14 protein-coding genes and 2 pseudogenes are annotated in these 20,034 nt (G+C 69.1%); 5 read left to right on the top strand and 11 right to left on the bottom strand.

The features are described from left to right. Nucleotides 1-23: 23 nt before the first annotated feature. From PXH83_RS24990 to PXH83_RS24970, 5 genes and pseudogenes are all read right to left on the bottom strand, one after another. Complete coding sequence (locus tag PXH83_RS24990) at nt 24-1,862, bottom strand: TOMM precursor leader peptide-binding protein (protein ID WP_274563339.1); 1,839 nt, start codon at nt 1,860-1,862, stop codon at nt 24-26. Beyond that, nucleotides 1,855-3,633 carry a hypothetical protein gene (locus PXH83_RS24985; protein ID WP_274563338.1) on the bottom strand — a complete coding sequence of 593 codons (1,779 nt, stop codon included), beginning with the start codon at nt 3,631-3,633 and terminating at the stop codon, nt 1,855-1,857. Before PXH83_RS24985 ends, PXH83_RS24990 begins: the two co-directional genes overlap by 8 nt. A gap of 174 nt (nt 3,634-3,807) precedes the next feature. Further along, the gene (locus PXH83_RS24980) at nt 3,808-4,398 is read right to left on the bottom strand and encodes an isochorismatase family protein (protein ID WP_274563337.1); all 591 of its coding nucleotides are present in this window, start codon (nt 4,396-4,398) and stop codon (nt 3,808-3,810) included. Between the two features lie 296 nt (nt 4,399-4,694). Then, nucleotides 4,695-5,246: a MauE/DoxX family redox-associated membrane protein gene (locus tag PXH83_RS24975; protein WP_274563334.1), complete on the bottom strand. Its 552-nt coding sequence runs from the start codon at nt 5,244-5,246 to the stop codon at nt 4,695-4,697. A 144-nt stretch (nt 5,247-5,390) separates the two neighbouring features. Beyond that, nucleotides 5,391-5,603: pseudogene (locus PXH83_RS24970) on the bottom strand (RNA polymerase sigma factor SigF); the annotation flags it as partial. Between the two features lie 717 nt (nt 5,604-6,320). Between PXH83_RS24970 and PXH83_RS24965 the strand changes: the two are divergent. Both PXH83_RS24965 and PXH83_RS24960 read left to right on the top strand, forming a co-directional pair. Next, a complete protein-coding gene (locus PXH83_RS24965; RefSeq protein WP_274563332.1) occupies nt 6,321-7,319 on the top strand; it encodes a hypothetical protein in 999 nt (332 codons plus the stop codon). A gap of 41 nt (nt 7,320-7,360) precedes the next feature. Further along, complete coding sequence (locus PXH83_RS24960; protein ID WP_274563330.1) at nt 7,361-8,371, top strand: clavaminate synthase family protein; 1,011 nt, start codon at nt 7,361-7,363, stop codon at nt 8,369-8,371. Between the two features lie 101 nt (nt 8,372-8,472). Here the strand turns inward: PXH83_RS24960 and PXH83_RS24955 are convergent, their stop codons facing one another. Continuing rightward, on the bottom strand, nt 8,473-9,228 hold the full coding sequence (locus PXH83_RS24955) for an SDR family oxidoreductase (RefSeq protein ID WP_274563328.1): 756 nt from the start codon (nt 9,226-9,228) through the stop codon (nt 8,473-8,475). Beyond that, nucleotides 9,229-10,260, bottom strand: a complete 1,032-nt coding sequence (locus PXH83_RS24950; RefSeq protein ID WP_274563326.1) for a glycosyltransferase family protein — start codon at nt 10,258-10,260, stop codon at nt 9,229-9,231. It abuts the gene before it with no gap. Nucleotides 10,261-10,632: 372 nt separating this feature from the next. Here PXH83_RS24950 and PXH83_RS24945 point away from each other — a divergent pair, with 372 nt between their 5' ends. The 3 genes and pseudogenes from PXH83_RS24945 (at nt 10,633) to PXH83_RS24935 (ending at nt 15,275) form a co-directional block, all read left to right on the top strand. Then, complete coding sequence (locus PXH83_RS24945) at nt 10,633-11,598, top strand: hypothetical protein (protein WP_274563324.1); 966 nt, start codon at nt 10,633-10,635, stop codon at nt 11,596-11,598. Next, the gene (locus tag PXH83_RS24940) at nt 11,595-12,833 is read left to right on the top strand and encodes a hypothetical protein (protein ID WP_274563322.1); all 1,239 of its coding nucleotides are present in this window, start codon (nt 11,595-11,597) and stop codon (nt 12,831-12,833) included. Before PXH83_RS24945 ends, PXH83_RS24940 begins: the two co-directional genes overlap by 4 nt. 1,196 nt (nt 12,834-14,029) lie before the next feature. Further along, nucleotides 14,030-15,275, top strand: a pseudogene (locus PXH83_RS24935) (IS110 family RNA-guided transposase). A 188-nt stretch (nt 15,276-15,463) separates the two neighbouring features. Here the strand turns inward: PXH83_RS24935 and PXH83_RS24930 are convergent. From PXH83_RS24930 to PXH83_RS24915, 4 genes are all read right to left on the bottom strand, one after another. Continuing rightward, on the bottom strand, nt 15,464-16,846 hold the full coding sequence (locus PXH83_RS24930) for a hypothetical protein (RefSeq protein ID WP_274563320.1): 1,383 nt from the start codon (nt 16,844-16,846) through the stop codon (nt 15,464-15,466). A 524-nt stretch (nt 16,847-17,370) separates the two neighbouring features. Further along, nucleotides 17,371-17,871 (bottom strand): phospholipase, encoded by a 501-nt coding sequence (locus tag PXH83_RS24925; protein ID WP_274563319.1) that lies wholly within the window; start codon nt 17,869-17,871, stop codon nt 17,371-17,373. Nucleotides 17,872-18,061: 190 nt separating this feature from the next. After that, complete coding sequence (locus PXH83_RS24920) at nt 18,062-18,694, bottom strand: response regulator (RefSeq protein WP_274565157.1); 633 nt, start codon at nt 18,692-18,694, stop codon at nt 18,062-18,064. After that, a complete protein-coding gene (locus PXH83_RS24915; RefSeq protein WP_274563318.1) occupies nt 18,694-19,989 on the bottom strand; it encodes a sensor histidine kinase in 1,296 nt (431 codons plus the stop codon). Before PXH83_RS24915 ends, PXH83_RS24920 begins: the two co-directional genes overlap by 1 nt. Between the last annotated feature and the right edge of the window lie 45 nt (nt 19,990-20,034).

Below are 20,034 nucleotides of genomic sequence, written 5' to 3'. Positions count from 1 at the left end.
GCCGGGTGCGGGCGGGGGCGCGCTCATGGGAACGGGTGCGGGTGCGGGTTGAGTTCGTCGAGGTGCAGGTCGCGATCGCGGTGGCCGAGCAGGCGGGGCACGCGCAGCAGGCGTGGCAGGTCGTGGGTGCGGCGGTAGCGGTGGCCGAATGTCATCGAGGCGGTGCCGGGCACGACGACCTTGGCGCCGGCGAAGCCGCCCGCCCGCAGTTCGGGACCGGTGGTGTCGACGGTGATCACGTCCAGGCCGGTATCCAGGTAGCGGCCGGTCAGCTCGGTCAGGTCGTCCGCAAGATCCTGGTGGCGCGGCCAGGGCTCGACGAGCTCGCCCAGCGGGCGTCCGGGCGCATCGACGGGCAGGAAGTCCAGCCGCGGCCAGGCGTCAGGGTGGGCGTAGAGCGCGGCGTGGTGTTCCATCTGCTGCACCTGGTCGTCGTCATCGAGCAGTCTCGCCGCCTCCTCCAGGTCGACCGGGTTGTCGAGAGCGGCCAGAAGCTCGACCAAGGCCCCGCGCAGCGCCTGCTCCGCATCCAGGTGGGCACCGGCTCCGCACAGGGCGTGGGCGCGCCCCGGGCCGGCCTGGCGGTTCAGCGCCAAGACCCAGAAGGCCGGTACGCGTTGCTCCATCGGCATCGCGAAGGCCATCACCTCGTAGCCGGTGCGGTGGAGGATCTGTGCCGCGGTCATCGGGATCCACCGGTCGGCAACGGAGTCGAGGTCCACCTTCGGCACGGGCAGCCGGGCGTACCAGGTAAGGAGGAAGGCGTCGCGTTCGGCCACCTCCAGCAGGCCGTACAGGACTGCCTCGGTCAGGCATCCGCCCACGGCGGCGCCGTTGGAGCACTCGTAGGCCCAGCCCGGATCGTTCTGGGTCGCGGTGCCGGAGTAGGCATAGGTGGAGGGCACCAGGATGGGCTGCTTGGTGCGGAAGGAGTGGCCCCAGACCCAGTCCGCTTCCTGTTGGGGAGTGAAGCGGCGGAAGCGGAATGCGGGCTGGTCATAGCGGTCATCGGGATACAGGCCCAGCGTGCGCGGGTCCAGGGCGTTCTCGGCGATGTCGGCGTAGGCCGCCCGCACCGTGCCCTGGCCGCGCGGGATGGTACTGGTGTGGCGTTCGAGCGCCTCGGTGATCGCAGTCAGGCGGGCCGAGCGCACGTCGCGGGCGCGTCCGTAGCCGTGACGGCTGTCGTCGCCCTCAGCGGGGTGCCCACGCCAGGCCGCAGCCCACGGCACCGCACCCCCGGCTCCGACCGCCACTGAACCGAACAACCCGGTCTCGGCGTCCACATAGAGCTCGTGCAGGTTCTTCTGAAGGTCCCGGACGCGAAACCGGCCCGGGTCCGTCTTGTGTGCCGCCTCGATCCGCATCCGGACGGGATGCGCTTGTGGCGACGGCCCGCAGTCGGGGCACATCGGGTCGGCAAGTACCCGGTGGCGGGTGATCGCACCGGTCGTGAGCGACACACGCAGCAGGGCGCCCGCGGTGCAGGCGAACCCCGACTCCAGTTCATGGCTCACCAGCGCGGCGGCCAAGGCCCCCACCACCGGCAGCAGCCTCAACGCGCCCCCGTCTCGCGCGGGACGCTCGCGCAGTTCCCGCCGGGCCTTGGCGTGGGGCAGGTTGGCGTCGCGACGGCGGCACATACAGGTCGGGCATCCGGGCTCGCCCGCTCGTGCGACGGGGCCGATGAGCAACCAGCCGGGCTCTGCCCGCACCGGCAGCCAGGAACCGCCGTGCGCACGCACACGGGTGTACAGCTCGGGGGCGTCGGTGTCGGTGGCCACCACCCGCACGCCCGGGGGCACGTCCATCCCGTGCAGGGCGCTGTAGAGCGGGCCGGAGCCGAGCAGTGTTTCAGCCACCGTCCACCGCCACGTGAACGGTGAAGGGCAGCAGCCGGGCGACCTCGCTGTCAGATACCAGTGGTCGCACGCGCGGTGTGCGGCCCGCCCGGGTGAGTGCCGCGGTCATCCTGTCGGCAAAGGCTTCGGCGCTCTGGGGGTCCGGGCAGTCATCGCCGACCCAGCGCACGGGAACGTCGGCGTAGTCGGGCTGTCGTTCTGTGCGGGACTGCCAGGCCAGCAGGGCGCGTTCCAACGCGAAGCGCATCGCAGCCGGCGCAGTCGACGCACAGGCAGGGGCCGCCCCGGCCACGGCGTAGGCGGGGACCTCGAGCACCCCGCAAAGGTCGTGGATCCGCACCCGCTCACCTGCGGTTTCCAGCAGCGCGACCAGGTGCGCGACCTGCGCGTCGGCCAGCGGGGCAACCGTCGGAAACTCCGCCAGGCTTACCTGGCGCAACACCGCCTCGCACTGCTGCGCCAGGCCCGCCGCGACCGCCTGGGGCCACGACAGCCCGGCCGCCACACCGACCGGCGCCACATAGGGCGCGGACGCCGCACCGACAGCGGCCAGCGCCTGGTAGCCCGAAAGCGCCGCCAAAACCGTCCGCAGCCGGGCACTGCTGCGGTCACTGCCCCACCCGATCACCGACACAGCCGGCGACCCGGCAGGCAGGACCCCGCGTGGGTCCGACACAATCGCCCGGCACACTGCCCACGGCATCTGCACCAGGTCCTGCTCATCCAGCAGCCCCAGCACACCCGTACGCGCATCCACGTACTCGGCCACGCGCTCCAGCAGGTCCTCGGCCGCGACCGGCTCACACGCCGCGACGTCGGGCAGCGAGGCATCCGGAACGGCAGCCCACAGACAGGACTGGACCAGATGGCTGCGGGTGTCCAGGGTGCGCAAATCCACGCGCGCCAACTCCGGTCTCCTCAACTCCGGTGCCATGCCGGTGAGATGCTCGAAGCACGACAGCGCCATCTGGGCGGCCAGCACCTCGGGAACCGCCCCGCTCAACCACTCCCCCGCCCCGCTCGCCTGGTGGGCCAGCCCGGCCAGCCGCCGCCAGTACGACACCGCGTTCCATGCGCTGACCCGGCTCAGCCAAGCCTCGTCGCGCCGCACCCACCCCTGTCCCAAGGCTGTACGGTGCCGGGCGCACCGCGCAGCCAGATCAAGCAGTACGTCGTCACGCTCACCGTCGTGAACCTGCAACACCACATCGGTCTCGTCCCAGATCTGCGCCTGGTCCAGATCGCCAAGACTGCCGCTGATAACCTTCTGGCCTTCATCGCGACGGGCTGCCGCGAGGCAAGCGGCAAGATCGGTGGGTACCCCGCCCGCATCGATCAACCGAACGCTGCGCCACCCACTGGTCAACCCCACCCGCAGCAGCGAGGCCAGCACCGGTCCTGACCCCACCAGCACAATCCGGGCTTCGCGCACCCGCTCGAAACGCCACTCCGCCGAATCGAAGCCGTAGCGGATGAAGGCGATCTCCGGCGCGTATGTCTCCAACTCAACCGGGCTCAGCCCGTGCGGTTGCTCCGCACCCACGTCCACCACGAAGCGGTGTTTCGCCAGCGCTGTCACCAGGCCCCTCACCAGGGCTTGACGTTCCAAGGACAGCGAGCACGTCAACTCCTCCAGCGTGTGCTCACCGGTGAGCAGGGGGGCCAGCCGGGACAACCACACATAGGCGTGCTCCCCCGCGATGGTGCAAGTGCCGTGATCGCCCTGCACATACGCGGCCCCCTCGGAGTCCACGTACTGCACGTTCTCCAACAGCCGCGGCCTCATGACACCCCTGCGCCCAGTCTGTACACGTTCCACTGCACGAAGCCTCCAAGCATTACGGCCAGGGTCGGAGCCAAGCTGACCGGCAGGGCCTTTCGCCCCGGACAATCGCGAAAGCACCTGTGGTGATGGCGCCAGCCCGGCATGCGCCGGGGGTGGGAGCTACTGCGCGGGTACGTCTCCGGATACAGCGACGCCTGCCCGGCGGAAGTCGTCCAGGGCCGCGGCCGTGGTGTCGGGTGCGACCCCGACCGCGTAGTCCAGGCGTACGCGCGCACGGAACCCCGCCGCGACGGCGTCCAGCGCGGTCGCCCGCACGCAATGATCGGTGGCGATGCCCATCACATCGACGTCTTCGACCCCGCGTGCGCGCAGCCCGTCGGCCAGCGGGGTGCCCTGGGCGTCGGCTCCTTCGAAGCCGCTCTTGGAGGCGCTGTGCGCACCCTTGAAGAAGACGGCGTCGACCTTTCCGCCGGTGACGGCGGGGGCGAAATCGGGGTGGAATTCGCTGCCCTCGCCCCCTGCTACGCAGTGGACGGGGAAACTGTCCTGGAAGTCGGGAGTCTTGGAGAAGTGACCTCCCGGGTCGATGTGATGGTCCCGGGTCGCGACGATGTACTGGTAGTCACCACCCGCGCTCTGCTCGACCAGATCGGCGATCTCCACCGCGAGCCGCGCACCACCCGTGACGGGGACACTGCCCCCTTCGCAGAAGTCGTTCTGCACATCCACGACGATCAAGCCTCGGCTCACCACGGACTCCTTCAGCGCGACGGAACAGCCCTCAGCGTTCTACCGACCGCCGCACAGCGTGCACAGGGACAGACGGCCGCGCTCACCCGTATGGCCCAACGCCTTCACCGCAGGAACGATTCGCACACGCCGAAGGCCATCCGCTCCTCAGGAGGGTGCCGGCGAGGTAGCTGGATGACAGCGCCTGTCGAATGTCGTCGACCCGAAGATACCGTCCCTGTTGGATCACCGGTGAGACCTTGTCGATCATGCCGACCTCGTTGAGATAGAAGACGGTCCACGGCGTCTGCGAGGCGTCAAGCGTCTCTCCGTCGCGCACGATCTTCCGAGTCAACCGCGTTCGTACGGCGGGTCCCCGGGGCCTGCTGGTGGACGACCTCCACTGCCGTAACGTCGAAGACGAGGCCCTGGCCGCCGGGGCGGTACATCACGAGCAGCCGAGGACGGGCGAGCCCGACGTGGCTGCTGCTGAGCGGACACAAGTACGCGCCATACGCGGCGAGTTCACCCAAAACCAGATCGTTCGCGGGCACGATCACTGCGTGCTCGTGTAGGGAGCGGAACCAGCCCAGCGCAGCCTCCTCCTCCCATACGCACTTCTCTCGGTTGCGATGGGTCGGGTCCGCGAGGAGCCCTCGGGCCGCCATCAACTCGACGCTGTGCGCCTCGCGGCCCGCGAGTTCGACCACGGGAACACCTGCCGAGACGAGCACTGCGCGGGGGATGCGCAGTGCCGTCAGCGTCAACCGGAACGAGCGAGGTGCCGCGAGTTTCTGCGCAGCCGCGTAGATGAGCAGCGCGGCCGCCACGATGCGGACGCCCGCGTTCAGCGATTCGTACACCGTCATCGTGCGGGAGCCCGAACTGCCATCACCTGCCGCAACGGTGAGGGCGGTTCTACGTGTAAGTCGCCTTTCACGCCATTCCATGACGCCTCCGAGGAATCGGAAGCCCCAACAATGACGTGACCATGGCGTGATGTCAGCACCTAAGCGTGAGGCGGCGAACCGGACCAGGGACAGGTTCACCTCTATGAGTGTGTTGCGGGCGTACTGGTGCTCGTGTGTCCCCTCCTCCAGGGACTGGAGCTCGTCGAAGAACCTCTTCGACAAGACCCGGGCATCCCGTGGCGCGATCTTGGTCGCGTCTTCGATCCAGGTCAGTGAACCAGCGTGCGGATGAGACCGGTTGGGGGCGCCTGCAATCCCGGACGAGCCGTTCCTGGCCAGGTGGCCCGGGAACCTGTCAGACGGAAATCACGCCCAATCCGCGGATTCAGCGCACACCCCTGGGGCGACCAAGATCCGGACCATTCTCGGGCCAACGGCCTCCCGTTTGCATCCATGAAGGCCATTTGCACAGGTCAACGACATGAGTTGCATATCCCACCAGCAGACGAAGAACTTATTAGTAAACTATTCCCCCAGAAAGATTGGCTTCTTCTGAGTCACCAATGAGGTCGCCAGGCAGCGCCCAGATTCCTCCACAGCGCCCTCCCCGGGCGGACGGGCCATGTCGGCGCTGCCTCACACGAGCGATGCCGGGATGAGGTTCGGCGGGTCGTCCGGATGCGCCGGCCTCCACCGCGTCCCGTTGAGGAGCACCGAACGGGCGATGCCCCATCCTCGACAGGTGCCAGACGCACGGTGGCCGCGGCGCTGACGGTCTGGGTCGGACGGAGCCCGCGGGGCATACCGGGTTCGCCGCCGCTGACCTCTCCCGGCCAACTCCGGTGCACCGCACAGGAATGGTCTTGCAGATCAGGGTTTCGTGTGGAGTGTTCTTGGCGAAATACTTCAACCATGGGCTTATCACCGGTTTCCGGTCATCCTGCTGTCGCTGTCTTCCGAAATCCCCGAGGCGGGCGGCCCGTCCCGCTGTTGGGCCCGCGGGTCGATGCTGAGGCGAAGCGGACCGCGCGCGTGCTGGCCGCGGTGTCGACCCATGCCAGACCTGTCGAGCGCACCCTCGCGCTGCGGCAGGCCGCCGCGGTTGCCGGTGAGTTGGCGGCCGCGCTGTCGGATCTGGCTCCGGCCGTGGTCGGTGAGGGACTGCCGGCGGAGTCGACCAGTCAGTCGTTCTTCCGGGTCCGTGAGGGGGAGCTGTCGGATCAGCAGGCTGCCCTGCACGGCGTCCTGGTCATCCACCGCGGTCTGGAAGATCTGTGTGATGCTCCGCTGTCGGGTTCCGACCTGGCGCTGGAGGTGGCCGGGATGCGGCAGTCGGTGCTCGATCTCACCGGCGCAGCGCCGGGCGCCGGTCCTGACTCCGTCCCGCCGGTGGCCGTCCCCGAGGCTGGTGCGGGATCGTCGTTGGAGAGTGTGTGGAGTGCTCGGTGGCTCATCGGTCACCAGGTCCATGTCCTGTTCAACGTCTGCGCCGCGGTCGCCGTGGCCGACGCCACCCGCCATCTGCGGCTCGGCGACGGCGATGCCGCGCTGCTGCGGCTGGCAGATGCGACGGTGTATGTGCGTGGATTCCCGGCGGCGATGGCCCACGCCAGTACGATCCCGGCCGACTACTACATGGCGGTGATACGCCACACCATGGCGCCTCCGTCGGTGGACATCCCGTTGAGCGGGCGCCAGCATCGCGGATACAAGCTGTTCCGGGCGGCGATGAAGGACCTGCTGTCTGTGGTTCCCGACTCCTACGAGCACTTGGCGGCCCGCGCCCCGGAGCTGGCCGAGGCACGGGGCGCTCTCCTGGAAGCCGAAATCGTGGACGGTGAACGACACGTCACCCTCGCGTACTCGATGGTGCATCTGGATCGTTCCATCGCTCAGAAACCCGAAGGCCCCGACAACGCCGTAGCCGAACTACGGCTCATGCGCCATCGCCGCGCGGCCCAGTACGCCTCGCTGATCCGATTCGGGGACCACTACATCGCCGACGCCGTGGCCGGCCTGCGCCACTCGTGAGTCCGCGCGTCCGCCGCCCACACCCCCGGCAGGAGACCCTGATGCCCGAGACGACGCCCGACACCACCCAAAGCACCGTCGTCGCCGCAGATCGGGAACTGGATCCGGCCGATACCGGCGCGTGCGAGGGGCTGGCCCGCACCCTGTGCGCCCGCGGGCACGACCAGGTCGACAGCCCCGAGTGGGTGGCACGGGCCCGGGACGCCTGGGAGGACCTTCCGCTACTGCTGCGCCGCGAGGTGCGCCGGTTCCGAAGGCATTCCGGCCCGCACGGCACATTGGTGATCGGCGGCCTGCCCGTCGATCAGGCGGCCCTGCCCGCGACACCGACCGTACCCGGCTCGGTCCAGCGCCAGGCCACCATCTCGGCGGCGGTGCTCACCATGGTGGCCTGCGGGCTCGGCGAGCCTCTCGCCTACCTGGCGGAGAAATCCGGCGCCCTCGTGCAGGACGTCGTGCCCGTGCCCGGGCAGGAGACCTTCCACGGCAACGCCGGATCGGTGCCGCTGTCCTTCCACACCGAGAACGGCTTCCACCCCCACCCACCCGACTATGTGATCTTCCTGTGCCTGCGTGCCGACCACGACCAGATCGCAGGCATGCGCATCGCCGGCATCCGCCAAGCACTGCCGCTCCTCACCCCAGCCAGCCGCCAGGCCCTGTTCGCATCGGAGTTCATCACCACGCCACCACCCTCCTTCGGCCCCGACGCTGCCGCGACTGAGCCCGATGTCAAGCCCCGACCGGTGCTGTCGGGAGCAGCCGAGGATCCCGACATACGTATGGCCCAACTCGTCACCACCCCGCTCACGCCTCGGGCCGCAGCGGCGCTGACCGAATTCGGCCGCGCCTGCGAGGCGACCGCCCGCACTCTGCGCCTGACACCCGGCGACCTGGTCGTCGTCGACAACCGCGTCACCGTCCACGGCCGCACCGCCTTCCACCCTCGTTACGACGGAGCAGACCGCTGGCTGCAACGCACGTACGTCACCACCGACCTGCGCCGCTCCCGCGACCACCGCCCCCGCGACGGCCACATACTCGCCCGCTGACCAGCCATATCTTCACCGTCGCCGTGTCGCCGAGGAGAACGACCCTCCGACCGCCACGCAAACAGGACCGCCGTGTGAGGGCTCTGGCATCGTCCTGTGACTCAGCGGACTCCCAAGTCCTCAGGGGGTCGTTCGATGGTCTGGGAGCGGAGTTGCTGAGCGAGGCCCCCGTCGAAGAGGTAGGTCGCGCCGTTCGCGAAGTCGAAGACCGGTGTCGCCAGCACCGCGACGGCGTGGACCACCTCGGCGAGGGTCGCGTAGCGCTGTAGGGGGACGTCCCGGACGAGGGCGTGGAGGTGTACCCCGTCGGCAGAGGTGGTCGAGGAGTCGTCGATGGGGCCGATCGCGATGGCCCGCGTCGACATGTGGAGCGGGCCGTACTCCAGGGCGAAACTGCGGGTGAGGCTTTCGGCGGCGGCTTTGGCCGCGTCGTAGCCGGCCTTGTAGCGGTGTGCCCTGGTGCCGCCGACCGAGCCGAGGACGAGCATGGCGCCCGGTACGCGGTGGGCTGCCGCGGCTTCCGCGACCGTACGCAGGACCGCGTAGGTGGTCACCAGGTTGTCCTCGATCGCCGCGCGGAAGGCGTCTACGTCGTTGGCGGCGATCCGCGCGAGGTGGGGTACCCGTCCGGCGGCGTGGAAGAGCTCCACGCGTTCGGCTCCGTCGAGGAACTCGTCGACCAGTTGCGTGAAGCGTTCCGTGCGGCAATCGACGGCGTGCCATCCCTGCACCGTGCCGGTGGGGGGCCCGGCCGGTTCGGAGTCAATGAGGAGAAGGCGTCCCTGCTGGGCGGCGAGGTGTGCGGCGAGCGGGCGGCCGATGAAGCCGGCCGCTCCTACGACGATGCGGTGGACCATCTAGGCCGCCAGGATTCGGTGGTAGAAGTCGCCCAGGGCGTCCGCCGCCTCGTCCCACTGCGGCAGGGTCAGCGCTCCCGGCCCGCTCACCATCCGTTGTCCTTCCGGCGGGACGGTCAGAGCCCCCTGCCAGCGCAACACGGCCACATCGTCGTCCCACGGCTCAACGATCTGCCAATCGTCGAGCGCCGGCCCGTAGGCGTCCGATCCCACCGGTGGCGGTGACAGGATGCGGCGGCCTTGCTGCGCCGCGGCCACCAGCACGCCGCTGGACCACACCCGTTGGTAGGGCAGCGCCACCCAGTCCACCTGCTCCAGCAGCCGCACGAACTCGGACCCGGGGTGGAAGCCCGGAAGGTAGCGGACCCGGTCGTGGGCGGCCGCGATCTCGGTCAGGGTGTGGTGGGTGGCCGGATCGTCCGGGTATCCCGCGATCAGCAGCCGCTGCTCCCCGGTGGCGTGCCGGACGAACGCCCGCGCGAAGGCGGCGGTCCGCTTGTAGGGGCGCAGTCGGCCGAAGCAGCCGATCGTCGCGCCGTACGGGGATGCCCCTCGGTCGGGGACGAGTTGGGGGTATCTGGGGTGGGGCAGGTGCAGCGCCGGGCCGGGCAGGCGGCTGCGGATCCGGCGTGCGGCCAACTCGTGCTCTTTGGTGAAGAAGTGGACGCCGTGCGTGAGCGAGTCGACCTCGTCGATGAACCCCGCATTGCCGTGTGTCCCCTCTTCGTGAGGGGCGAGGTCGTGCACCGTCTGGACCAGACGCGCACCCCTGGCGGCGAACTCCCGCAGGAAGGCGATCGCCTCGGCGTCGCCGAGCAACCTGGCGAGCATTTCCGGCCAGTGCAGGTGCACGATGTCCGGCACCGCACCGACCAGGTGGGAGAGGTCTCCGGGGCCGAACCCTGGTTCGTCGCGGCACAGCCCCGGGCGCAGCACCACGGCCCCTTGGGCCGCGAGGTGGCTCTCCTGGAGTGCGACGTAGTCGTTCCAACCGCAGGTCTCGGGTATCTGGAGCACGCGGAGTCCGGTCACCGCACAGCCACCCTCTGAAATCCCTCTACGGGGCAGAGGTCCCTGGGTGCGGGGAGGGCTGGGGGTGACGGCGCCGTACGGGTCATGAATCCTCCGCCGTGTGATGGCAGTGCACTTGACGTGTCCGTGATGAATGTTCACAGGTGAGGCGGCAGGCAGCGCCCGGGATCCAGGAAGTGGCCGGATCCCGCCGGCGCTGGCGCGCATGCCGAGTTCTTCTCGACGGCGCTGCCGAGATCCATGCGCCGCTGCCGCCAGGCCGGAGAGCCGGCAGGTACACCGTCCACCTCGACAGTTCGCCGATCGGCCCATGGGCCGGCCTCGGCGGGCGCGGCTGGTATGGGAGGTGATTGCGCCGGGTAGGGCGGAACCATGCCCAACATCCCCCTGGCCGGAGTGGCGCTGCGAAGGTTTCTGACGATCGTCGACCAGACGGCGGAGTTGGCGACAGAGTTGGCGTCCGCCCTTCGGATCCGCCCGAATGACGCCCCGACCCGCACCGCGCCGACACCGCTCGGCGTCGATGCACTGGCGTTCGGGCCTGCGGAGTTCGAGGCCGTGGCCCGCCATCTGGAACCGCTGGACCAACTGATCGCGTCCGTCTCGCCAAGTGCCGACGGGATGCGGTGGCGCTACCTGGACGAAGCCGTCCTGTTCCGCTGCGAGAGGCAAGTGCCCACGCCGTTCGACGAGTTCACCACATGCCTCGACATCAGTCAGGTTATCGGTCTGACCAGCGGCCACCTGGCCGGCTGTACGGATGTCCAGGCACGCGATGAGGCCGGAAGGCCGATTCGGCAGCTCGAGCGGAGCATCAACCGGGCCCAGCCCGCCTACCTCGCGCTGTGCGGCGCCGACGTACTCGACGTCTGCAAGCTGGAGACCATCGACTACGGCCCGGACGAGCAGCTGCTGCGCTGGCGGCAGGTCCACAGCGAGAACGCCTCCGCGCTTCAGGACGACGGCTCGGTGTCCTTCGCCCGGACCGCGGGCGGCACCAGAGTAACCATCTGCGCCTATCAGCAGTTCGCCCTCCCACCGTTGTGGCGGGCGATCACCCCCGCGCTGTGGCCCGCGGTCCGGCGCGCTCTGGTGGAGGACGCCTACCGCAGGTCCTTCCACACCACCCTGAGTACCATCGCGGCACACGGGCAGGGCAGCACAGGGCCGGTCGCGGAGACGGCCGGTGCCGACTACTCCTCGCTCTGGGACGCCGTCGCCCGGGTGGCCGAGCCGTTGAACCCGTTGGCCGGGTTGGCCCCGTGGAGGCCGACGCGGCCCGAGTACACCGACAGTTCCGGCTTCCGCCACTTCAGGCCCGAGAGGCAGCCCCGTTGACCCCGCTTGCCACCCAGCCGCACGAGTACCCGTACGCCTTCCACATCGCCCTCGACGGCAACGGCCTCAACGGACTGGAAGGCCGGGCGGGCGCCTGCGTCTTCCACTACGACCCCGCCACCGGCCGGTACGCGTACAAGATCGACTACTACGACGGCATCGCCGGGGGCCACGCCGTCAGCGTCAGCCCGGACCACTCACTCGGATTCCTCGGCAACACCGGCCAACACCTGCTCTTCTACGACACCGCGACCCTCGCCGAGGCCGACCGCCTGTCCACCCTGCGGATCGAGCCCACCGACTCGTCCATCAAAGGCACCACGCACATCGCCTGGCTGGGAAACCGGGAGATCGTCGGTGCGATCGGCGAGCACCTGTGGCGGTTCGACATCGACAAGCTCGGCCGTCCCGAGCGCCTGGGCCCGCACGGCCTGAAGCTGCCCCACGCCATGAAGACCACGGCCTCCGGCCGATACCTCGTCTACGGCGGCATGGACCACCCCGGCCGCGGCGAGGCCCGCGAGGTCGGCATCTTCGACCTGCACACGGGCGCAGCCCGCCGCGTCGACTTACCGGCCACCTGCTGGCATGTGGCCGTTCATCCCCGCGAGGACCGCTTCTACGCCCTCTCGTTCCGTGTCCTCCCCCAGGAAGGACACGACTGGCACGAGTGGGCCATGGCCTACCTCAAGGAGTACGTCTTCGAGATCGACGCGGAACACGGACAGGTCCTGCGCCACTGGACCGCCGCTCGTGAGACCCCGGCGCACATCAACTCGGACGTCTGCGTGTCCGATCGCGAACTGATCTACTGCAACGGCGGCAGCGGCACCATCGTCATGATCGACCTGGACGATTTCTCCACCCACCGGATCATCGACGAGCGCCCCGGCCTGCCCGAGCAGCTGCTCGCCGGCCGGCAGGCACTGCACCAGGTGACCGACGCCTTCACCCGCGGCTCGCCGGCCGCGAGCAGCAGGCACTTCCTCGCAGCGCTGCGGGTCTCGCGCGGAACGCTGCTCGATTCGGTGTACGCCTGTCAGCTCTCCGCCGACCAGACCCTGCTGTTCACCGCCAACCGAGGGCTCAATACCATCACCGTCTACGACTATCCGGCCAACACTGTCCGGCAGCGGGTGCGCATGCCGCAGTTGCGGCAGTATGTCGACGGCCTCCCCTGGAGGCATGACCCGCGTCTTGGCTTCCACCACAGCACGCTGATCTCTCCTGCGTGAACGCGAATTCATGTCTGGAAGAACGTTCCGGTCGGCCTATGGCGAGCCTGTCCTGGATGGTGTGCTTGATGTGTCGGCGACACCTCTATCGCCGGCCTGCAGGGTGGGTACGGCACGGGCGGCGCTTCGTGGGTGCGGACGATGATGACGTCACCGTCGTCCACGACCTGCTTGACCGGGCGGATCGCGGTCGACGCGGGCTGAGTGAAGAGGCCGTCCAGCTCTGCGGGGCAACCCAAGCGTGGGCCGCGGACACGACCCAGGCCGGTCGGGTAGATCCGACCGCGCTCGTGCCTGCGGCAGGCGTACGGGCCAATGGGGCAGCCTCCTCGGAAAGATCGACACCGGACGCTATCGCTATGGATAGCGTCCACCGGTGCGCGTGCCACCACAGGCTCATCGTCCACCGCGAGACTCCCCCGGCCTGGGGCTGCCCGCACCGCACGACCGAACTGCTCTTGGACGGTCTGCCACGGCCCGCATCACTGCGCCGATCCTCGGCCGCGCGCGGCCAGCGGGGCTCGCCAGGGGTTCGGCGGCAAAGACACCAGCTGAGGGCGCGCGTTGTGCGGGTCGGGCATCGCCTCCCGCCCGGAGCCCAGGCGCTCAGCGCCCACTACGGCTGCAAAGCGACGGAGCCCCTGGGCGGACCAAGATCCGGGCCAGTTGCGGACCAGCCCGCTGCCACCCCGGCAATTGGCAGACGTTCTGCCTGGTCAACGGGGGCGCGAGCGGTGTACCAGCAGGAGACGAAGAACCTGCTGGGCGCTCCACGCACGTGGCGGAGCATGACCGCTTGTCACCACGAAATCCCCGGCAGCCTGCCACACCCGCGTAGCCAGCAGACCACCTGACCAGCGAAACAAAGCGCCTGACGGCCCATCAGAACGAGCGTCAAATGAGCGTCATTTCAGCGATCCAGCGCACCTTCGGTGCGCGCCGGGGGCGTGGTAAATCCCGTGGCGCGCCGGAGGTGCTTCTGTCTGCCCTGACGGGGGCTGATGACGGTTCGGGATCGTGGTGGGGTTCGTTCCGGCCGAAACCGATGCGTCTGTGATGCCTGTGAGCTCGCAGGTCAGCGTGGTGCTGGGGCCGTCCACGGGAACCGTGGAGTGTTGCTGGGAAGCACGTGCGTCATCACCCTGGTCCTCCCGGAACGGCGTAACCGGTTGTCCGGAGAGGGAGGGAGCAAGGCCGTGGACGTGTTGCACGAACGCTGCGCGGGCCTGGACATCAGCAAGAAGGACGCCAAGGCGTGTCTCCGTACGCCGAGTACGAAGCGGCGTGGGTCCTTTGCGACCGAGACCACGACGTGGGGATCGACTACGAACGCGGTCCTGGATCTGCGGGAGCACCTGCTCGCCGCACGGGTGACGCTGGTGGTGATCAAGGCGACCTCGGGCTACTGGAAGCCATTCTACTACGTGCTGGCCGAGGGCTTGAACGTCATCCTGGTCAACGCGCGGCAGGTCAAGAACCTGCCCGGCCGCAAGACGGATGTCTCGGACGCGGCCTGGCTGGCCCAACTCGGCGCCCACGGCCTGGTCCGGCCCTCCTTCGTGCCGCCCGAGCCGGTCCGTGAACTGCGGGACCTGACCCGGGCCCGGACCACTGCCACCCGTGAACGCGGCCGTGTGGTCCAGCGGCTGGAGAAGCTGCTGGAGGACACCGGCATCAAACTGTCCGCGGTCGCTTCCGACATCATGGGCGTCTCCGGCCGGGCCATGCTCGAAGCCCCTCATCGCCGGGGAACGTGACCCGCAAGTCCTCGCGGAGCTGGCCAAGCGCAAGCTCCGCAACAAGATCCCCGAACTCACCGAGGCCCTGACCGGACGCTTCCGCGGGCACCACGCGTTCCTGGCCCGCCTGTATCTGGACCAGTACGACCAACTCACCGCGATGATCGACCAGCTCACCAGCCGGGTCGCAGAGGCGATGGCACCCTTTCGTGGCGCCCTCGACCTGCTCGACACCATCCCCGACATCAACCAGGCCACCGCCGAAGTGATCATCGCGGAGACCGGCGGGGACACGACCCGGTTCGCCTCAGCCAAGCACCTCGCGTCCTGGGCCGAGGTCTGCCCCGGCCACCACGAGTCCGCCGGCCGCACCAAGAACACGAAGGTCCGGCCCGGCAACCCCTACCTCAAAGGGGAACTCGGCCTCGCGGCATTCGGCGCGGTGAGAACCAAGGACACCTACCTCGCCGCCCGTTACAAACGGCTGACCGCCCGCCGCGGCCCGCTCAGGGCACTGGTCGCCGTCGAACACTCGATCATCACCGCGATCTGGCACATGCTGACCGACAACGTCGCCTACCAGGAACTCGGCGGGACCTATTTCACCCAACGCGACCCCGAACGCGCCACCCGCCGGGCCATCAATCAGCTCAACCAGCTCGGCTACACCGTCACCCTCAACCCGAGGGAGGACGCCGCCTGACCAGCAACCCCGGACACCCGGCGGCCCTCCTCGACCACCGGGCACCCGGCCCTGCCCACACCCGCCCTGACCAGGCTCTATGTACGCGTCAGACGTCCTTCTTGATGGGCTCAAGGATCACAACGCACTCCACGTGATGCGTCATCGGAAACACATGATGCGACTCAGCGAACCGCCCGCCGCGCCCGTTAGCGTCCGCCCCGACGTTCCGGTCCATAGGGACTCCACCCCTTCAGGTACGCCTTGAGCTCTTCCGACGTGGGCTCCCTTGCAGTTGGCATCTCCGGAAGCCGGTTCAAGGGGTCGATCGCCTGCACGAATTCACGTGCCCACTCCAACCAGCGTCTGGCCGATCCCAGAGTGGGCTCGTCCACGGCGTCGCCCTGTTGGGCAAGACGACGTTCCAGGGCATCACAGTAGGCACCGAGTACGGCGGCCTCCTGCCAGCGTCCGGCCTCCTCGCGAAGCACCTCAGCAAGTTGATCCCGGACAGCTCGCTTCCTCGCCTCCTCCATGGCCGCCCGCCAGCGGACCTCGCGCTCCGCCATGGCCCGCTGCTCGGACTTCCTGCGCTGAGCGTCCTCCAGCGCTCGCGCCTCGATCTCCCCAAGGATCACCCCCAGGGCGTCCTCAAGGGCCCTGCTCTTCTGGTCCCGCCAACGCCCCGGCCGACCGGACCGGCCATGGTCAAGCTCGACGACAATGCGCGCGGAGCGCTCTGGATTCGTCGACTGTGGGAACTCTTGCCTGACAGTGACGGCGTACGCGAAACCGTCGACCGCCACGTCCACTCCGCCCTCGCGCCGCGAATAGCATGACCGGCTCTGCCTGACCTCGTACCCTCGCCGCACCGCCCCGGCAGCCAGTGCCTGCAGCAGCAAAAGTGACCGGCGACGAAGCGCAGCGGGAATGACCAGCTGTCCGTCATCGTCCTTGAGTGCAGCCACAGCCGGATGGAGAGAACTCAGTCGCGTGGGGACCGGAAGCACCGATTCGTCAGCCTTCGGCCGCTGAGTCCGCGAGTTGGGATGCGGGCCCTCGGCGAGGAACACCTCCAGACCGCGTGCGCCGAAGCGGGCCTTCTCGATACGTCTGCCCTGCGGTTCGAGGCCGTGCCGCTTCGCGTAATCGACTACGCGCCGCCACTCCGCAACCTCGTCGTCATCGGCGTCGGCGATACGGACGCGCCCCTCGGCGACCAGACGCTCGACCAACTCCAGTGCCTTCGCCCGTCGAGCGCGCGCGATGGGCCGCTCACTGTAGGGCGTCGGACTGCGCTTTCGACCGGTCACTTCGCGCCGTGTTCCGTCCTTCGTCGACGCCAAGGGTCCGACGGACACTGCCTGAACGCCGTCGCCCGTAAACGCCGGATCGTCGGGATGACGACAATGCCGCAGGTAGAACCGGCCGGCCTCTGCGACCTCCACGTGGGCATGCCCACCACTCTTGCTGACCGTCAGCAGGCCGCGGTCCCGTAGGGCATAGGCCGAGCGCCATTCTCCCGGCGCCCAGGCTCCAGGTTCCTCACCAGCTGCGAGCCGCTGCAGAAGCGCGCGCTGCCGTTCCTTCAAGGCGGACCACCGATGCACGAACCCCAGACCACACCGCACCCCCGGACCTTTGCACAGACCGAAAGAGTGGCCATCACCCCTGGGACTTTTCTGGGACTTCCGGCCGCATCAACGAGCATGACCGTGAAACAGCGGAAAGACCATCTGCGCAGGTCAGCGCCCCGCAGCCACCCATCGCGGCAGGTCACGGGGCCGCCTGGTCTCTTCCGCGACATCTGAATGGCGGATGCCGTCGCACCCCGTTTGACCTGCGTGAATGCGGGTCTGGAGGGGTGCGGCGGCATCTGTGGGACTTCTCCGAAGATCGCGTCGATGGCGGCGGCGCTGCCACGTGCGCCCGCGCGGGGCAGGAAGTTGAGAGTACTTCCGCAGCGTGAACCCGGGGTCGGAGTGTCCCAGCCAGCGTGGTAGTTCCGGTTGATCGCCTTCCGCTAGGCCGAGCACGGCGCTGTCTCCGATGCGGGGACGCAGGCCAAGCGCGATGTATTGCAGCGTGCCCGGCGGCAACAGGGGCGTGATGGAGATCAGCCTCTGACGGACCGCGGAGAGGCCGAAGTGGTGGAGGCAACGGAGCCGAATTCGTCGACGGCCTTGTAGTAGGTCCAGGCAGTGGCACCGCAGGAGGACTTCTTCAGGCCGCTGTAGTTGGCGCAGACTCGCTTCAGGTCGGCGTAGAAGGCGTCGTCCAGGCGGGCCTTGTTGGCCGTGAAGGTGCCGGCGGCCTTGTAGTTGCGGTAGGCGAAGTCATGGCGGGCACAGGAGTTCTGGAAGGGGAAGCCGAAGGGGTTGTCGGGTGAGGTGGTGCAGTAGTCGGTGGACCAGTCGAAGCCGTATGCGCTCCACGCGGACTGGTTCTGGCGGGCGGCGAACCAGGCGTTGTAGCTGCTCGCGCTGGTCTGCGTGAAGCCGCTCAGGACCTGGGGCTTGTCGGCCGGGGCGGCCGAGGCCGGGGAGACCCCCAGGCCGAGTACGAGGGGCAGGGCGAGGACGGCAGCGGTCAGGGGGGTGGTGAGACGACGGCGCATCGAGCTCCTCCGAGCGGGCTGCTGGATGGTGCCCGCGGGGTTCCGCAGGGTCGGCCCAGCGTTGAGGAGGGCGCTACGACGCGGCCATATCGGCGCTATACGCGACGATTTGAGTGAGTTGGCTCAAGTGAGGGTGTACGCAAGGAGGATGTGCGCGAGGGCGTGCGCGACCTGTGGGCCTACCGGGCCCTCACGCCCGCAGAAACGCCAGCACCGCCAGCACCCGCCGGTGCGTGTCGTCCGCCGGCGGCAGGTCCAGTTTGGTGAGGATGGAGCCGATGTGCTTGCCCACCGCCGCCTCGGAGACCACCAGTTGGCGTGCGATCGCCGCGTTGGACTTACCCTCCGCCACCAGGCCGAGCACCTCGCGTTCGCGGACCGTCAAGCGCTCCAGCGGATCGCGGCGGCGGCGCAGCAGCTGGCGCACGACTTCGGGGTCGACGACCGTGCCGCCCGCGGCGACATCCTGGAGCGCGGTCTGGAACTCCTCGACCTGGCCGACCCGGTCCTTGAGGAGATAGCCGATGCCCGAGCCGTCCCCGGAGTCGAGCAACTCCGAGGCATACGTGCGCTGGACGTACTGGCTGAGGACAAGGACCGGGAGCGCGGGCTGGTCGGTGCGCAGGCGTACGGCCGCGTGGAGGCCCTCGTCCTGGAAGCCCGGCGGCATCCTGACGTCGGTGACCACGATGTCGGGTCCGTGCTCGGCGACCGCCGCCACCAGGGCGTCGGCGTCGCCGACCGCGGCGACGACCTCGTGACCGAACCGGCCGAGCAGGCCGATCAGTCCCTCACGCAGCAGCACGCTGTCCTCGGCCAGCACTACGCGGAGCTCTCGGTCTCTGTCCACTCGCAAGGAATCTCCACACGCAGCAGGGTCGGTCCGCCGGGAGGGCTGGACAGAGCAAGTCTGCCATCCAGTACGGACACCCGGTCCGCGAGTCCGGTCAGTCCGGTGCCCATGCCGGCGTCCGCTCCGCCCCGCCCGTCGTCGCGTACTTCGACGGTCAGGCGGCCGTCCTCGTGCCGGCCGGTCACTTCGGCGCGGCTCGCCCCGCTGTGTTTGCCCACGTTTGCCAGCGCCTCGCAGACCACGAAATACGCGGCGGCCTCGACGGCTTCGGAAAGGCGCCCGGGCAGGTCGACGCCGACGTCCACGGGGACCGCGGACCGGTCGGCCGCGTCGGCGATCGCTTCACCGAGGCCGAAGTCGGCGAGGACCTTGGGGTGGATGCCCTGGATCAGGTCACGGAGTTCGGCGAGGGCCTTGCCCGCGTCGTCGTGGGCCTTCGCGAGCTGGTCCGCGAGGGGTCCGGGCGGGGCGTCGAGGCGGGCCAGGCCCAGCGTCATGGTGAGGGCGACCAGGCGCTGCTGCGCGCCGTCGTGGAGGTCGCGTTCGATCCGGCGCCGCTCCGCCTCGAAGGCGTCCACCAACCGGACGCGCGAACGGACGAGTTCGGTGACCCGCTCCCCCAGCTCCGGCTCCACAGGGGCGATGAGCATCCGGGTCAGTTCGGCGCGGGCTACGGCCACGATGCCGAGAGCGTATCCGCACGCCCCGAGCATCAGCAGCCCCACGAACGCGGCGCCGATCGCCTCCGGCCAGGTGGTCGCCGTCCAGAGCTTGAGCACGGGTGCCTCGGTGCCCTCATGGAGCGTCGCCATCATCACGGGCGTGGCCAGCAGGCCCAGCGGCACGCTCAGCGCCATTCCGACCGCCAGCAGGTCCAGCGGCCACAGCAGGGTCGCGAACGCCAGCGTGTAGCCCAGTTCCCGCCAGGTCGCCTGCTCGCGGAAGCGGGTGCGGGCCCAGGCCAGCAGCCCCGGTTCGGACGGCTCATGGTGCAGCGTGGTGGCGGGCCTGCGGTCGACCAGCCGCAGCCTGCGGCGCTCCAGCGCGGCCACCGGCACTCCGGAGAACGCCAGCAGCGCGAGCAGCGGCAGCCCGACCAGCACGATGGCGAGCGCACTGCCCACCACCACTCCGATGAGGATCGCCAGCAGCACCACGATGCCGATCGGCGTACTGCTGAGCAGATAGCCGACCGACCGCCAGGGCCAGGCGGAAAGCAGGTAACCAGGTCGGGCCATGGCCTGCCACACGTTGAGTGAGCGCATGGAACCACCGTAGAAGCCCGGTCTCTGCTGGAGCCATCCCTCCAG

It is taken from the genome of Streptomyces spiramyceticus (assembly GCF_028807635.1).
Taxonomy (GTDB): Bacteria; Actinomycetota; Actinomycetes; order Streptomycetales; family Streptomycetaceae; genus Streptomyces; species Streptomyces spiramyceticus.
The sequence above is the reverse complement of the archived record's forward strand: the minus strand, read 5'-3'. Positions and strand labels throughout refer to the sequence as shown.

Excerpts from the sequence above, each read along its gene's own strand:
- PXH83_RS24975 (WP_274563334.1), bottom strand. The coding sequence starts at position 5,246 with ATGACGGTGTACGAATCGCTGAACGCGGGCGTCCGCATCGTGGCGGCC.
- PXH83_RS24960 (WP_274563330.1), top strand. The coding sequence starts at position 7,361 with ATGCCCGAGACGACGCCCGACACCACCCAAAGCACCGTCGTCGCCGCA.
- PXH83_RS24955 (WP_274563328.1), bottom strand. The coding sequence starts at position 9,228 with ATGGTCCACCGCATCGTCGTAGGAGCGGCCGGCTTCATCGGCCGCCCG.
- PXH83_RS24945 (WP_274563324.1), top strand. The coding sequence starts at position 10,633 with ATGCCCAACATCCCCCTGGCCGGAGTGGCGCTGCGAAGGTTTCTGACG.
- PXH83_RS24925 (WP_274563319.1), bottom strand. The coding sequence starts at position 17,871 with ATGCGCCGTCGTCTCACCACCCCCCTGACCGCTGCCGTCCTCGCCCTG.
- PXH83_RS24915 (WP_274563318.1), bottom strand. The coding sequence starts at position 19,989 with ATGCGCTCACTCAACGTGTGGCAGGCCATGGCCCGACCTGGTTACCTG.